Origin of the sequence: Streptococcus sp. 27098_8_82 (genome assembly GCF_041431615.1) — a bacterium.
GTDB classification, from domain to species: Bacteria; Bacillota; Bacilli; order Lactobacillales; family Streptococcaceae; genus Streptococcus; species Streptococcus sanguinis_K.
Genome location: NZ_JAPVYB010000005.1, coordinates 13,774 through 27,948, shown reverse-complemented (window position 1 = coordinate 27,948; position 14,175 = coordinate 13,774). Strand labels below are relative to the sequence as shown.

The 14,175-nt window shown below is 44.4% G+C and carries 14 protein-coding genes and 1 pseudogene; 1 reads left to right on the top strand and 14 read right to left on the bottom strand.

The window, feature by feature from the left end:
* Window positions 1–261: 261 nt before the first annotated feature.
* The 9 genes and pseudogenes from O3627_RS08660 to purD form a co-directional block, all read right to left on the bottom strand.
* Window positions 262–1,011: a hypothetical protein gene (locus tag O3627_RS08660; RefSeq protein ID WP_343092237.1), complete on the bottom strand. Its 750-nt coding sequence runs from the start codon at window positions 1,009–1,011 to the stop codon at window positions 262–264.
* Entirely contained in the window at window positions 1,008–2,186 is a 1,179-nt protein-coding gene (locus O3627_RS08655) for a DUF262 domain-containing protein (protein WP_343092238.1), read from the bottom strand. The genes O3627_RS08660 and O3627_RS08655 overlap by 4 nt, the downstream gene beginning before the upstream one ends.
* A gap of 1 nt (window position 2,187) precedes the next feature.
* Window positions 2,188–2,283: pseudogene (locus O3627_RS08650) on the bottom strand (phosphoribosylaminoimidazole carboxylase); the annotation flags it as partial.
* A 2-nt stretch (window positions 2,284–2,285) separates the two neighbouring features.
* A complete protein-coding gene (locus O3627_RS08645; protein ID WP_343092239.1) occupies window positions 2,286–2,978 on the bottom strand; it encodes an aspartate/glutamate racemase family protein in 693 nt (230 codons plus the stop codon).
* A 3-nt stretch (window positions 2,979–2,981) separates the two neighbouring features.
* Entirely contained in the window at window positions 2,982–3,209 is a 228-nt protein-coding gene (locus O3627_RS08640) for a hypothetical protein (RefSeq protein ID WP_002914232.1), read from the bottom strand.
* A 19-nt stretch (window positions 3,210–3,228) separates the two neighbouring features.
* A complete protein-coding gene (locus O3627_RS08635; RefSeq protein WP_343092240.1) occupies window positions 3,229–3,492 on the bottom strand; it encodes a hypothetical protein in 264 nt (87 codons plus the stop codon).
* Between the two features lies 1 nt (window position 3,493).
* Window positions 3,494–4,585 carry a 5-(carboxyamino)imidazole ribonucleotide synthase gene (gene purK / locus O3627_RS08630; protein WP_371621352.1) on the bottom strand — a complete coding sequence of 364 codons (1,092 nt, stop codon included), beginning with the start codon at window positions 4,583–4,585 and terminating at the stop codon, window positions 3,494–3,496.
* Window positions 4,572–5,060, bottom strand: a complete 489-nt coding sequence (purE, locus tag O3627_RS08625) for a 5-(carboxyamino)imidazole ribonucleotide mutase (RefSeq protein ID WP_004185039.1) — start codon at window positions 5,058–5,060, stop codon at window positions 4,572–4,574. The genes purK and purE overlap by 14 nt, the downstream gene beginning before the upstream one ends.
* A gap of 298 nt (window positions 5,061–5,358) precedes the next feature.
* Window positions 5,359–6,621: a phosphoribosylamine--glycine ligase gene (gene purD, locus O3627_RS08620; protein WP_371621351.1), complete on the bottom strand. Its 1,263-nt coding sequence runs from the start codon at window positions 6,619–6,621 to the stop codon at window positions 5,359–5,361.
* Between the two features lie 326 nt (window positions 6,622–6,947).
* On the opposite strand from purD, the gene lytF reads away from it, so the two are divergent.
* On the top strand, window positions 6,948–8,897 hold the full coding sequence (gene lytF / locus O3627_RS08615) for a murein hydrolase LytF (protein WP_371621350.1): 1,950 nt from the start codon (window positions 6,948–6,950) through the stop codon (window positions 8,895–8,897).
* A gap of 136 nt (window positions 8,898–9,033) precedes the next feature.
* Here the strand turns inward: lytF and purH are convergent, their stop codons facing one another.
* The 5 genes from purH to purF are packed head-to-tail and all read right to left on the bottom strand — an operon-like array spanning window position 9,034 to window position 14,161.
* Window positions 9,034–10,581 (bottom strand): bifunctional phosphoribosylaminoimidazolecarboxamide formyltransferase/IMP cyclohydrolase, encoded by a 1,548-nt coding sequence (purH, locus tag O3627_RS08610; protein ID WP_371621349.1) that lies wholly within the window; start codon window positions 10,579–10,581, stop codon window positions 9,034–9,036.
* Between the two features lies 1 nt (window position 10,582).
* The gene (locus tag O3627_RS08605) at window positions 10,583–11,047 is read right to left on the bottom strand and encodes a GNAT family N-acetyltransferase (protein ID WP_371621348.1); all 465 of its coding nucleotides are present in this window, start codon (window positions 11,045–11,047) and stop codon (window positions 10,583–10,585) included.
* Window positions 11,048–11,091: 44 nt separating this feature from the next.
* Window positions 11,092–11,643 carry a phosphoribosylglycinamide formyltransferase gene (purN, locus tag O3627_RS08600; RefSeq protein ID WP_371621347.1) on the bottom strand — a complete coding sequence of 184 codons (552 nt, stop codon included), beginning with the start codon at window positions 11,641–11,643 and terminating at the stop codon, window positions 11,092–11,094.
* Window positions 11,640–12,662 (bottom strand): phosphoribosylformylglycinamidine cyclo-ligase, encoded by a 1,023-nt coding sequence (gene purM / locus O3627_RS08595; RefSeq protein ID WP_268685422.1) that lies wholly within the window; start codon window positions 12,660–12,662, stop codon window positions 11,640–11,642. Before purM ends, purN begins: the two co-directional genes overlap by 4 nt.
* Before the next feature lie 59 nt (window positions 12,663–12,721).
* The gene (purF, locus tag O3627_RS08590) at window positions 12,722–14,161 is read right to left on the bottom strand and encodes an amidophosphoribosyltransferase (RefSeq protein WP_002894330.1); all 1,440 of its coding nucleotides are present in this window, start codon (window positions 14,159–14,161) and stop codon (window positions 12,722–12,724) included.
* Window positions 14,162–14,175: the final 14 nt, after the last annotated feature.

The window sequence follows — 14,175 nt, the reverse complement described above, 5'->3', positions numbered from 1 at the left end:
GAAACCAACGACGGACGCTTGCGTCCTAGGAGGTTTATCTAAATTCCGAGCTTTCCGCCCGGGTTCAGTTCTGCAAACTAGATGGCCCTTTCCTTTCTTTGTTTACAATTAGGAAGTCCATAGCCCGTATTCAATTTAGAGGATACGGTGCCCTTGTTCCTTTCTGTTTTGGTTTATTTTCCCCTATCTAATATTAGACTTCTTGATTTACTCAAGTAAATCCTAATACTATAGTTTAGTTTTTATAACCGATGTTATCATTTAAAAATCATTCTCTTCTAATTCTTTTAAATACACCTTGAATATCTCCATAAATATTCTATCAATAAGAACAAGTATAAAGAACCAGATGAAATAATTTCTAGAGGTGTCATCCTCTTTTTGAAGAGATTTTAACGATGGTAAGTTCTCTTGATAGGACAAAGTATTATGAGCCAACCTATTCCTATTATCGTATAATTCCTCATATTGTGACTCCAATACAACTTCTACACTAGCAGAAAGTTGTGCTTTGTCCTTAAACATTTTTGTATCACTGGGAAGAATCTGTTCCTCTCCTATTTTAAAACCATGTACAAAATAATCGTATTTCCTTTGCGTCCAAGTAACTAAAACCGAATTACTAAAAATTTTTTTTATTTCTTCTACTGATTCATCAATCCATTGCTGTTTTGTTAAGTAATTTACATCATAAGATGCCTTTACCGATTTTATTAGCTTATTCAAACGCTTATAGATAGCAGACTTAGCTTTATAACTTGAATACTCTCCTAACTTATCTTCATTTTGTAGAAGACTTCTTCGATATCCATAATCATATGTAGCCATTTCCCATGCTATACATTTCATTTTCTGCTCTTGAAAGCCAGTCATCTTTAAAAATAATGAATGAATAATATACTCAGATAAAGGATAGGTTTCAACACCATCATTAATCACATAACTTGCTGATACTGCTTCTTCTAAGACTGTAGTTATTGGCGTAAAAATAAATGCTTCATGATTGCTCATTTTATATACCTACTGTAAATCTCATAAGATCTTTGAATTCTATTTCGTAAATGCATCAAAGCATTTGGATTCTTTGTATGTTTCATATCACTTTTAAATGATTGAATTTCGTCTTTCAAATCTAGAACTAAATTATTTATAGAATCGATATCCAGCTTTTTACTCTCAAAGATGGTATACTTTAACAAACCAAAAGCAACTAAATCTATGTCAATAATTGAATTTAAAACTATTTGATTAGTTATAACCTCCATAAATTTTCCAACTTCTTCTAATTTATTTGAATAGTCTTCTGCTGTTACATATTCTGGTAATGGAGAAAACAAATCGCTATCTTCACCATATGCAACAAAGTAAATGAATTCCTCATATAGTTTTTCCATTCTTCGAGCATATCTATAACCGACCTTATTTATATTGACTTTTTTTTCATAATGAGATATTAAAGCAACATAACGAACAAAATCCATTTGCGCATCATTAATCCTAAATGATTTACTAAATTCTGGTTCAAAAAAATCTACAAGACCATCTCTAAGAAAATATAGTGATTTTCTACTTTCCTGAGGAAGTAATGTTTCACCTTGAATATTTATGTTTCTAAATACAGAAGAATAATATCTTTGCTGTTCAGAGTAAAACTCATCAACACTCTCACCACCCGTAATTTGTGGGACAAGATAGCAAAAACCAAGATAATGTGAACGTAAAAATTCTAAACTAATTTCTGGAATCTCATCATAATTATCATTTTGAATCTGTGAAAGTATTTGTTCTTTGCTATTACCTTTCTCCGTTAACTTTTTCAACGACCACTCTAAAATATTATCAAACTCATCAATATCTATTTCTGAATCATTATCATCAATCAAGTTTGCAATTTTCTTTTTATATTTTTCTTTATTCGGAAAAATACCTAAGAAGCTAAGAAAAATACTAGTCAAACGTTGTTGTCCATCCAAAATTAAATTTTCTCGTTCTGCTCCCTTATCATAAGAACCAATAGTAACTGGTGGTACAAATTCATTTTTTCGTATACTCTCAATTAGTTTCTCTGTTTTCTCCTTATCCCAAACAAATAATCTCTGATAATCTGGAAGAATGATATTTTTTTTCAAAATTAAATTCATCCAATGTTCTAAAGTATATTCACCATAGTATACTTTACTCTCCATACTAAAACTCCTTCCCTTCCCCAAACTCAACTACACTATCCGGCACATCACTAAACAAAGTCACATGCTCCATCTTACGATTTCGCTTGTCTTCTATTGTCACTTATTCACCGCCCACTCAGCTGCTTTCTCCGCATGAATCACCGTTGTGTCGTAGAGAGGCAGGTCGGTGTCGGATTGCTTGACGAGGAGACCAATCTCGGTACAGCCCAAGACAACAGCTTCTGCGCCTGCTTTTTTCAAATCATCTATAACGGCAAGATAAGTCTGCTTTGAGCTTTCTTTGATATCTCCTAGACAGAGCTCGTCATAAATGATCCGATTGACCTCTATAATACCAGCTTGGTCTGGAATCAGCACTTCTAAACCAGACTCTATTAATTTCTCCTTGTAAAAATCTTGAGTCATGGTGTACTTGGTTCCTAGGAGGCCGACTCTTTGAATCCCGTCAGCCAACAAGGCCTGCGCAGTTGCTTGCGCAATATGCAAGATTGGAATCGCAATCTGCTCTTGTATCTGCGGAGCAACCTTGTGCATGGTGTTCGTGCAAATAACAATGAAATCTGCACCTGCTTGCTCCAAGCGCTTAGCAACATCTGCCAAAAGTTGACCGCTTTTCTCCCAGTCCCCGACTGCTTGATAATGCTCAATCTCTGCAAAATCAACACTGTAAAGCAGAATCTTAGCTGAATGCAAGCCTCCCAGCTCTTTTTTGATGGTTTCGTTAATGATTTGGTAGTAAGATGTGGTGCTTTCCCAACTCATACCACCAATCAGGCCAATAGTTTTCATAGGCTAATCAAACTCCTCCTTGCTTATCGCCACCGACGGATAGTGCGACAAGCTACTCAGATCTGTATCCAATGGCAAATCATAGATAGCTAGATAATTGTTTGGATATTGAATCTTTAATTCCTGATATTTGGCTTTTACTTTTTCATGGTTGGCACTGGCAAAGAGCACTTCTACAACAGCAGTTTCTTTGCCTCCTTCCACAAAAGCATTGACGATGATTTGAATCATAGATTTTCTCCATTAAATTCTAAAAATTTTCTTCCTCAGGATCTTCGTAAACACAAAATTCAATCGAAACCTTTATAGGACGATTTGTCAGTCCATGGCTTTTTACATATTCACGGACTTCGTCATCAGAACAAGTATGCTCTATAACCAGTCGATTGTTTGTTATCTCTACAATATGAATCCCTTTTGCATCCTCCATTTTAGGAATGACCACATCGTCAGCAAAAGTAAGTGTTAGAGTAGTAATATCATCTTCAAATACATCATCGAATTCTTCTATCATTTTAAAAATCAATCCCCTCCCCAAACTCAACCACGCTATCCGGCGCATCACTAAACAAAGTCACATGCCCCATTTTGCGATTGTGCTTCGCTTCTATTTTACCATACAGGTGGAGGTGGGCGCTTGGATTTTCTGTGACATATTTTTCAGCGGCCTCGACATGCTGGCCGAGAACATTGAGCATGACGGCTGGCGCATGTAATTTAATTTCTGGCAATGGTGCTCCAAGAACGCCAAGAATATGGGTGTCAAACTGGGAGAAGTCGCAGGCTTCGATAGAGTAGTGGCCAGAGTTGTGTGGGCGCGGGGCAATCTCATTGACGATGATGTCATCAGCTGTCGCAAACATTTCCACACAAAGCGTTCCAGACAGCTTGAGCTGTTCTGCGATTCGCACCGCCATGGCTTTGCCCTTGTCAGCCAGACTTTCTGAAATGCGGGCTGGCACAATGGTCTTAGACAGGATGTTGTTGCGGTGGATATTTTCCTGAACTGGGAAAACTGTCACATCCTTGCCATTTCCGGACACGATGACGGAGATTTCAAGGTCGAAGTTGACAAATTCTTCCAAGACACAGTCTGCCGAGTCGGCTAGTGCACGGGCTTCTTCCAAATCTTCTTCCGAGCGAATGACCTTTTGCCCATGTCCGTCGTAGCCGCCGGTCGCAGTCTTAAGGACATAGTTTTTCGACAGGTCAATATCTGCCAAGTCCTGGCTAGAAGTCACGACCTTATAGGGTGCCACAGTGACTTGGGCCTTGTTTGCGAGAAAGTCCTTTTCAAAAATCCGATTTTGAGAAATGCGGAGCAGGTCCGTCCCTTGAGGGAGCTGACCATCCTTGATAACGGCATCCAAACCGTCGGCATCAACATTTTCAAACTCATAGGTCAGGACATCGCAACGCTCAGCCAGCTGACGCAGAGCATCCACATCGTTATAAGGCGCCACGATAATCTCTGCCACACGAGAGGCTGGACAGTCCGCCGCAGGATCGAGCGCAATGACCTTGTGCCCCATGTAGATAGCAGAAATGGCCATCATCTGACCTAGCTGACCGCCACCAATGATTCCGATTGTTTTAGATGAGCTCATTCGTAGACTCCTCAGCGATTTTTCCTTGTTCTTCAGCAAAATCCGCTAGCGCTGCTGCTAGGCCTTGATCTTCAATGGCCAAGATCCGAAGGGCAGTCAGGGCAGCGTTTGTCGCACCTGCTTCTCCGATAGCCATAGTTGCAACTGGCACACCGCCCGGCATCTGCACAATCGAATAAAGCGAGTCCAGACCACTGAGAGCGCGTGATTTGACCGGTACGCCGATGACAGGCAGAGTAGTCTTAGCCGCTACCATTCCTGGCAAATGTGCTGCCCCACCAGCACCTGCAATGATGACCTTGATGCCACGGCTGCGGGCTTCTTCGGCATGTTGAAACATGAGGTCAGGCGTGCGATGGGCAGAGACGACTTTCTTTTCGTAGGCTACACCAAAGCGGTCGAGGACTTCTGCTGTTTTTTGCAGGGTGGTCCAGTCAGATTTGGAGCCCATAATGATGGAAATAATTGGTTTCATTGTTAATATCCTTTTTCTTTTTGATAATGGTCTTAGGTGGTGGGTCGGAAGCAAACCTTCGGTTTCATTCCTAAAATTTGAGCCTGAAGTCTCAAATTTTCCCTAGACCAGAACATACACTGTTCTGGTCTTTTCACCACAGCGACCATTATCTTGTTTGGCGACTGCGTCGCCTAAGCTAGCGCTAGTATTGAAAATACTCGAAGAAATTCTCAGAATGACAGGGTAAAGCGATAAAGTTCGAACTGAAGTTCTTCAAGGGGCTTTAACACAGTCAATCGTAGATTTTAGAAAATTTTTATTTAACCGCCTTGCTTCCGATATCTGTTCGGTAAAAGAGGCCTGTGGTGTCTTGTTTTTCTAGTTGGTCGTAGATTTTTTCCTGAGCAGCTGAGACGGTATCTGCTGTGGTGACCAGCATGTACACTCGGCCGCCATTTGACAGCAGTACTCTGCTATTTTCCGAAAACTTAACCCCAGCATAGTAGCTGATGATGTCGCTGGCTGTCTTCTCCGGCAGAGGCAGGCCTTTCTCATAGTCCAGCGGGTAGCCCTCTGAAGCGACAACCACGCCAAGAGTCACGCCCTCATCCAGCCAGGTGATAGTCGGCTCCTTCTTGTCCAAAATGTCCGTGATGTTCTGCGCAAAGTCAGACGTCAAGCGCGGCAGGATAATCTGGGTCTCCGGATCACCAAAGCGCGAGTTGAACTCGATAACCTTAGGGCCATCTGCTGTCAGAATCAGCCCAGCGTAGAGCACGCCCAGATAAGGTCGTCCTTCAGCTATCATGCCTTTGAGAACCGGCTTAATAATCGTCTCAACTGACTGGTCCACCACGCTTTGTGGCAGGTGAGGAACTGGCGCATAGGCTCCCATACCGCCTGTATTAGGACCCTTGTCCCCATCGTAGGCTCTCTTGTGATCCTGAGCCGTCGGCATAATGTAAAACTTGTCGCCATTGACAAAGGCAAAAAGGGAGAACTCCTCGCCGTCCAGAAACTCCTCGATAACCACACGTGCACCGCTGTCGCCGAACTTATTGTCCAAGAGCATCTCCTGCGCGGCCTCGACCGCTTGCTCCACTGTCTCTGCGACGACCACGCCCTTGCCCAGAGCCAAGCCGTCCGCCTTGACCACGATAGGTGCTCCCTGCTTTTCGATATAGGCTTTGGCTTCCTCAAAGTCGGAAAATGTGCCATAGGCTGCTGTCGGAACACCGTATTTGACCATGATTTCCTTGGCAAAATCCTTGGACCACTCCAGCTCCGCTGCTAAACGAGATGGACCGAAAGCCTTGAGCCCAGCTTGGTTAAAATCATCTACAATTCCGGCTGCCAGAGCATCATCCGGACCGATAAAAGACCAAGCAATGTCATTCTCCTTGGCAAATTCAATTAGTTTAGAATGTTCGGAAATTCCAATGTTTACTAAATCCAACCCATCCAAGGTCATGCCATCATTTCCAGGTGCAACAAAAACCTGCTCCACACCCCGAGACTCCAACAATTTCTTGGCAATCGCATGCTCACGACCGCCCGAACCCACAACTAAAAGCTTCATAGCTAAGATACCTCTATGTTCATATCATAGGCGCTTACGCACCAAGCTAACACATCACGTAAAAATCATTCTATTTTTACGAATTATTTATCTAAATTATAACACAATCGTTCGTTTCATTCCATTCTAATGAGAAAAAGAATATCTCTTCTATATAATCATAATCGCCATAATTATTGTTGTCTTCAGCCTTCTCCTTTTTGAGTGGATTGTACCCATTTTAGACAGAAAATATTCAGGACTTGTCAAATTTACTATCACTTTCAAATAAGTTTTCCGAATAATACAGGTGGGCCCATCCTAAAACATTCTCACAAAGGAGTTTTATGAAGAAATATCAAAAACTGTTTTTATTATCCGGAGCTGTCCTAGGTCTCTTTGCGAGCCACTCAACAGTTCATGCGACCGAAACGCCTGAATCTGAAGTCAAAATTCTATACCCTACTGATCGTGCCAGCAATGTCGATGTGACTGTGAACGATCGTACAGCCTCTATTAGTTATACCCGTTCCCAAGCTCAAGAACCTTATCTTATTGCTCATGCTGTTTGGTCTGAAGAAAACGGACAAGATGATTTGAAATGGTATGATACACCACAAACACCCATCACTGACATTGACTTAAGCAATCATCCAGGATATGGTACGTTTCATGTTCATACCTACATACGGATAGGAGAGCGCTTGGTAGCTCTAAATGCCACTACCTTTCATGTAGATAAACCAGCTAGTAAAACGAATGCATCCGTCTCAGGAGGTACAGGGCGCATTAGTTTTTCCCGCAATAAAGACCAAGCTCACTCAAAGATTGTCCATGCTGTCTGGTCAGAGGAAAAAGGCAGCGACGACCTTCAGTGGTATGACGCAGGAGAAGAATTAACTGAGTTTAATCTATCCAAACATCGTGGTTATGGACGATACTTCGTTGACACTTATGAAAATGTAAACGGAAAAATGATTTTCCTGTCTGGTACTACGTTCCATCTTGAAAATCCGAAACCGATAATCGAAACCAGCTTCCCTCAGACCGGTATCATGGAAATTACTGTCAAAAACGTACCTGATACCATGCATCGAATTGTTCTTCCAACTTGGTCTGAGAAAAATGGGCAAGATGATCTACAATGGTATGAAGCAAGCAAAAATCCAGATGGTAGCTACAGCGCTCGGGTGGAACTCAGAAAGCATAACTACGACATAGGGATTTACAATATCCACCTTTACGGTGAAAGTTATGTTAAGCCTGACTTAACAGGTCTCTCAGGGGCTACTGCACAAATTGATAGTGGAAAATTGCCTTCTGAAGAGGAGCAAAAGCCGCTTTTTACTATAGAAAATATCAACCCCAAACAAGGGACCTACACCGTGAAAACTACCGAAACTAGCTTATCTAAACCTATTCAATCTGTCCGGGTGCCAATTTGGAGCACTAGCAATCAGAGCAATCTTAAATGGTATGCAGCCACTCCTAACGGAGATGGCTCCTTCAGCGCAACCTTTGATATCCGTAATCACCAGGCTTTGTCTGGAACCTATAACAACCATGTGTATGTCACCTATAAGGACGGCAGTGAGCGTAGCTACGCAGCAGATGTCGTCTCAATGTCTACCGACCAAATTCAAGCCAAGGTTGCAGTCAGGAAAACTGAGGCTAATCGCTATGAGGTGACAGTGACAGACGCCTACGGAGATGGCGATATTATTCTTCCAACTTGGTCAGAAGTCAATGGGCAAGATGATATCAAATGGTATACTGCAAATAAGGTCAGCAATGGAACATACAAGTTTACCGTAGATACTCAGAATCACAAGGGAAGCGGTCTATTTAACACCCATGTCTATCGTAGAAAAGCGGGACAGTTAATCGGCCTGACTGGAACTAGCTATCAGGTTGAAAAATCAAGCGTTCAATCAGCTAATATTCAGCCTAACTATGCCGCTGCTAATGCGACAACCTATCCTGTCGGCCAATGTACTTGGGGAGCCAAAGCTCTAGCTCCTTGGGCTGGAAATTACTGGGGCAACGGCGGTCAATGGGCAGCTAGTGCCAGAAGAGCTGGATTCCGTACTGGCAGTACGCCTGAGGTTGGCGCCATCGCCTGCTGGGATGACGGCGGCTACGGCCACGTCGGTGTCGTGACTCATGTCGAATCCAATACCCGCATCCAGATTCAAGAGTCTAACTACCTCGGCAAGCAGTACATCAGCAACTTCCGTGGCTGGTTTGACCCAACTGCTTCCTACTGGGGCCGCCTGACCTATATCTACCCTAAATAAGTCGCTTTCACACTCCTCAAAATCACTTCAAACCAGTGCTTTAAGCAGACTGCTCCTGCTTAGTTTGTTCATGATTTTCATTGAGTATAAGACTACTAAAAAATCCTCGGGTCGAGCCGAGGATTTTTTCTATTTCTTAATGTCTAAAATGTCTCACACCTGTAAAGACCATAGTCAAGCCATGCTTGTCAGCCGCTTCGATAGATTCCTCATCACGGACAGATCCACCCGGTTGGATGATAGCTTTGATACCAGCGGCTGCAATCTCTTCGATATTGTCCGCAAAAGGGAAGAAGGCGTCAGAAGCCAGAGCGGCACCGTCAAGGCGATCTTTGGCTTGCTCAATAGCAATCTTGACAGAAGCTACGCGGTTAGTTTGACCGGGACCGACTCCCAGCACCTGACGGTCATTGGTAATGATGATACCGTTGGATTTGACATATTTGACGGACTTCCAAGCAAATTCCAAAGCCACACGCTCCTGCTCGTTCGGCTGGCGCTTGGTCACGACCTGCCAATCAGCTGGATTTTCCTCGATAACATCTTGGTTTTGCACAAGAAGACCACCCAGAACACCTGTCACTTCCTTCTCTGCTCCAGAAGCTGCCTGAGCATCAAAAGCCAACTCCAAAATTCGCAGATTTTTCTTTTTATTGGTCAAAATAGCTAGCGCTTCTGACGTGTAGCTCGGTGCGATGATGATTTCCAGGAAAATACCGTGCATCTTCTCAGCTGTCGCAGCATCCACCTCACGGTTGAGGACGACAATCCCACCAAAAATAGAAACTGGATCAGACTCATAGGCATAGTCCCAAGCTGTCTCGATATCATCTGCCTGACCGATACCACATGGATTCATATGTTTTAGCGCCACAACAGTTGGCCGATCCTTGAAATCTCGAATAATCCGAATAGCCGCATCCGCATCGCGAATGTTGTTGAAGGACAACTCTTTCCCATTCAACTGCTTAGCGGAAGCAATGGAATAGTCCAGTGGCAAAGCAGTCTGATAGAAATCCGCATCTTGCTGAGGATTTTCCCCATAGCGCATGGGCTGCTTAAGCTCATAGGTCAGAGTCAGTTTTTCTGGCTTGCTTTCGCCCACCTGATCCGTGAAATAGTCCGCAATCAAAGCATCATAAGCTGCTGTATGACGGAAAACCTTCGCTGCCAAACGTTGCCGCGTTTCATAGGTCGTTTGACCATTTGCTGCCAACTCTTCCATAGCAAGAGCATAATCAGCCGGATCTACAACAACCGTCACGCTGGCATGATTTTTAGCCGCAGAGCGCAGCATAGAGGGGCCACCGATGTCAATATTTTCCACCGCGTCCGCATACTCCACACCTGGCTTGAGAATGGTTTCCTTAAAAGGATAGAGGTTCACCACGACCAGGTCAATAAGGTCAATCTGATTCTCCTTGGCCGCTTGCAGGTGGCTATCTAAATCCCGACGAGCTAAGAGGCCGCCGTGAATGTTTGGGTGGAGAGTCTTAACACGGCCATCCATCATCTCTGGAAAACCAGTCACATCATCTATAGCAATGGTGCCCACTCCTTCATTTTCTAAGGCCACCTTGGTACCACCAGTTGAGATGATATCCCAACCAAGAGCTTTCAGCTCTTTCGCAAATTCTACAATGCCAGTCTTGTCTGAGACACTGATTAAGGCTTTTTTCGTCATTCTATTCCTCTTTCTTTAGGTCCAAGCGCATAGCAACTTCGTTATTCTCTTCTATAAATCCTGTTTCCTGAAAACCCAGACTAGTCAGCAGGCGCTTCATTTTTTCATTTCCAACCACATAATCTGCGATAATATGACTACAAGCTCTATCCATCTGAGCCTTTTTGATCAGAACTTCCAAGGCTTTTCTACCATAGCCTCTTCCTTGGTACTGCTGACCAATCATTATCCGCCAGATAAAGTATTCCGCTTCATCCTTGTCTATTTCCAGCAGGAGAAAGCCAACCACCTGCTCATCCCAATAGATTGCCATCGGAAACACATCTTCATTTTTCCGGTAGAGCCATGCGTCAGCTAAAGAGCGAACATTTGGAGCCACGAAACGTGCTCGTTCATCAGCTTCAGATATTTTCAAATCCAGCACTGCCTGAAAACTGCTCTCATCTACTAATTTCAGCTCAATCATTTTTTCTCCTAGCAATATTGCACAATCAAAACTTGATTTACTTCTTACCTTCTCCCTACCCCTAAACTCTCCAGCACTTGAGGATAGAGTTGATACTCGGCGGCATGGATGCGTTCTTCAAAACTTTCAATTGTATCATCAGCTAGTCGTGGCACGCGCACTTGCTGGATAATTTTTCCAGTGTCAACGCCCGAGTCCACCCAATGAATGGTCACACCGCTCTCAGAGACACCAGCCTGCCAAGCATCCTCAATGCCATGAGCCCCTGGAAATTCGGGCAGGTAGGCAGGATGAATGTTGATAATCCGGCCTTCATAAGCACCAAGCAAGGTCGGCCCAACAATTTTCATGTATCCTGCTAGGCAAACCAAGTCAATCTGGTGCGCTTCTAGTAGGTCTACAATAGCTTGCTCGTAAGCCTCCTTACTATCAAACTCTCTAAGCTCAAAGGCATAGCTTTTGACGCCTAGATTATTCGCCCGCTTGAGCACATAGGCATCTCGATGGTCTGAAAAGACAAATTCAACAGGAAACTGCTCAGCAATCACTTGGAAATTTGACCCGTTGCCCGAAGCAAAAACGGCAATTTTTTTCATTTGATAAGGACACTTTCACTTTCTTTTTTGACAATCCGGCCAACTTCATAAACAGGCTCGTCAAGAAGTTCTTTGACACGATTCACATTTTCAGGAGCTACGGCCAAAATCATCCCTAACCCCATATTGAAGATTTCAAACATTTCTTGGTGCTTGATATGACCATATTTTTCTAAAGCCTTAAAAATCGGCAAGACTGGAATCTTGTCTTCTTCAATCTCAGCAGCCAAATCATCAGCAAACATGCGGGGCACATTTTCGATAAAACCACCACCAGTAATATGGGCAATCCCATGAACCAGCTTTTCCTTAATCAGCGGCAGCAAAGCCTTGACATAGATACGAGTCGGCTCAAGCAGCACTTCCTTGAGTTTCTTACCTTCCAATTCTGGCAGTTCTTCCTCACCCGTATAGTCCGCAAAGACACGGCGGACAAGCGAATAACCATTTGAATGGATACCACTGGAAGCCAGCCCCAGAAGTACATCGCCCTCAGCCACTTTAGAGCCGTCAATAATCTCTGACTTTTCAGCAACTCCGACAGCAAAACCGGCCAGGTCATAATCATCTTCACCGTACATGCCAGGCATTTCAGCGGTTTCCCCGCCAATCAAGGCAGCTCCAGACTGAACGCAGCCTTCAGCCACACCGGCAACAACTTGCTCAAGCTTTGCTGGCTCATTTTTCCCAGTAGCAATATAGTCCAGGAAGTAAAGGGGCTCAGCCCCTGCAGCGACGATGTCATTGACACACATAGCTACACAGTCCTGCCCAATGGTATCGTGCTTGTCATACTGAATGGCCAACATGAGCTTGGTTCCGACCCCATCCGTACCAGAAATCAGCACTGGCTCCTTGACCCCAGTCTGAGACAGGTCGAACATGCCGCCAAAGCCACCCAGCGCCCCCATGACGCCAGCTCGCTCTGTACGTGCCACATGCTTTTTGATTCGCTCAACAACTTCATAACCTGCTTCAACATCCACACCGGATTGAGCGTATGCATTTTTATTTGTCATAATTTTCTTCCTTACTCTTATTTTTGAAAAAGATTGCGACAAGAACCGCTGACCTCGTTTTAATAAAAACTCGTCTTTTCCTTCAGGCTTTCCAGATAGCGCTCTTCATAGTCATAGAGCGGAGTTGGGTACTGACCGTCAAAGTAAGCCACACAAAGCCCGCCATTCGGAGCATCCGTCTCAATACCGACTGATTCAATGAGACCTTCCAGCGACAGGTAGGTCAGGCTGTCAGCTCCGATAATCTCACAGACCTCATCAACCGTATGATTGGCCGAGATGAGTTCGCGCCGATTCTGAATATCAATGCCGTAGAAACATGGATATTTAAGTTCTGGGCTGCCGATAGCCACATGGACTTCAGCAGCTCCTGCATCTCGTAAGAGCTGGACGATGCGTCGGCTGGTTGTTCCCCGCACGATAGAGTCATCCACCATGACCACGCGCTTACCCTTGACAATGCTGGAAACAGCAGATAATTTCATACGAACTCCTTGCTCTCGCAACTCCTGCGTCGGCTGGATGAAGGTCCGTTGGATGTATTGATTTTTAATCAGGCCCATTTCATTTGGCAGACCAGACTCTTCGGAAAAGCCAGAGGCCGCTGACAGGGAAGAATTAGGCACACCGACAACGATATCTGCCTCATGCTGGAATTCCTGAGCCAGCCTGCGGCCCATCCGCTTGCGGGCTGCATGGACATTGACCCCGTGAATGACGCTGTCCGGCCGAGCAAAATAGACATATTCCATTGAGCAAATAGCCAGCTGGGTATCTGCCGTATAGCTGTCGTAGGTCACGCCTTCATCATCAATAATCACGATTTCCCCTGGCTCAAGGTCGCGAACCCATTCGGCACCCACCACTTCAAAAGCACAGGTTTCACTAGAAACGACCCAAGCCCCATTTTTCATACGGCCGATGGACAAAGGACGAAAGCCATTAGGATCCAGCGCAGCGTAGAGCTTGTCCTCTCTCATGATGAGGTAGGCAAAGCCGCCCTGAACTCGTCTCAAGGATTCCTTGAGCTTGTCTAAGAAATTTTCCTGCTCGCTATGGCGAATCAAGTGCATGAGAATTTCCGTATCAGACGAGCTGGCAAAGATAGAACCCTTCTTTTCCAACTCCCGTCTCAGTGAATGGGCATTGGTCAGATTGCCATTATGCGCCAAGCCCATCTGCATATCATAGAAACTGAAGAAGAAAGGCTGGACATTGTTGATGGAGGCTCCGCCAGACGTTGCATAGCGGACATGGCCAATAGCTGCTTCTCCTGTCAGATTATCCAAGTCTGCTGGGTTTTTAAAGACCTCTGCAACCAATCCCAAATCGCGGTGGCGTTTGAGCTTTCCGTGGTCGTTTGACAGGATACCAGCTCCTTCCTGACCGCGGTGCTGCAGACTGTGGAGTCCGAAATAGGTGACCTGAGCCGCCTGTGGATGACCCCAAATTCCAAAAATACCGCACTCTTCATTCAGTGACTTTACTTCGTATGTCATTGTTTTACCTAAAT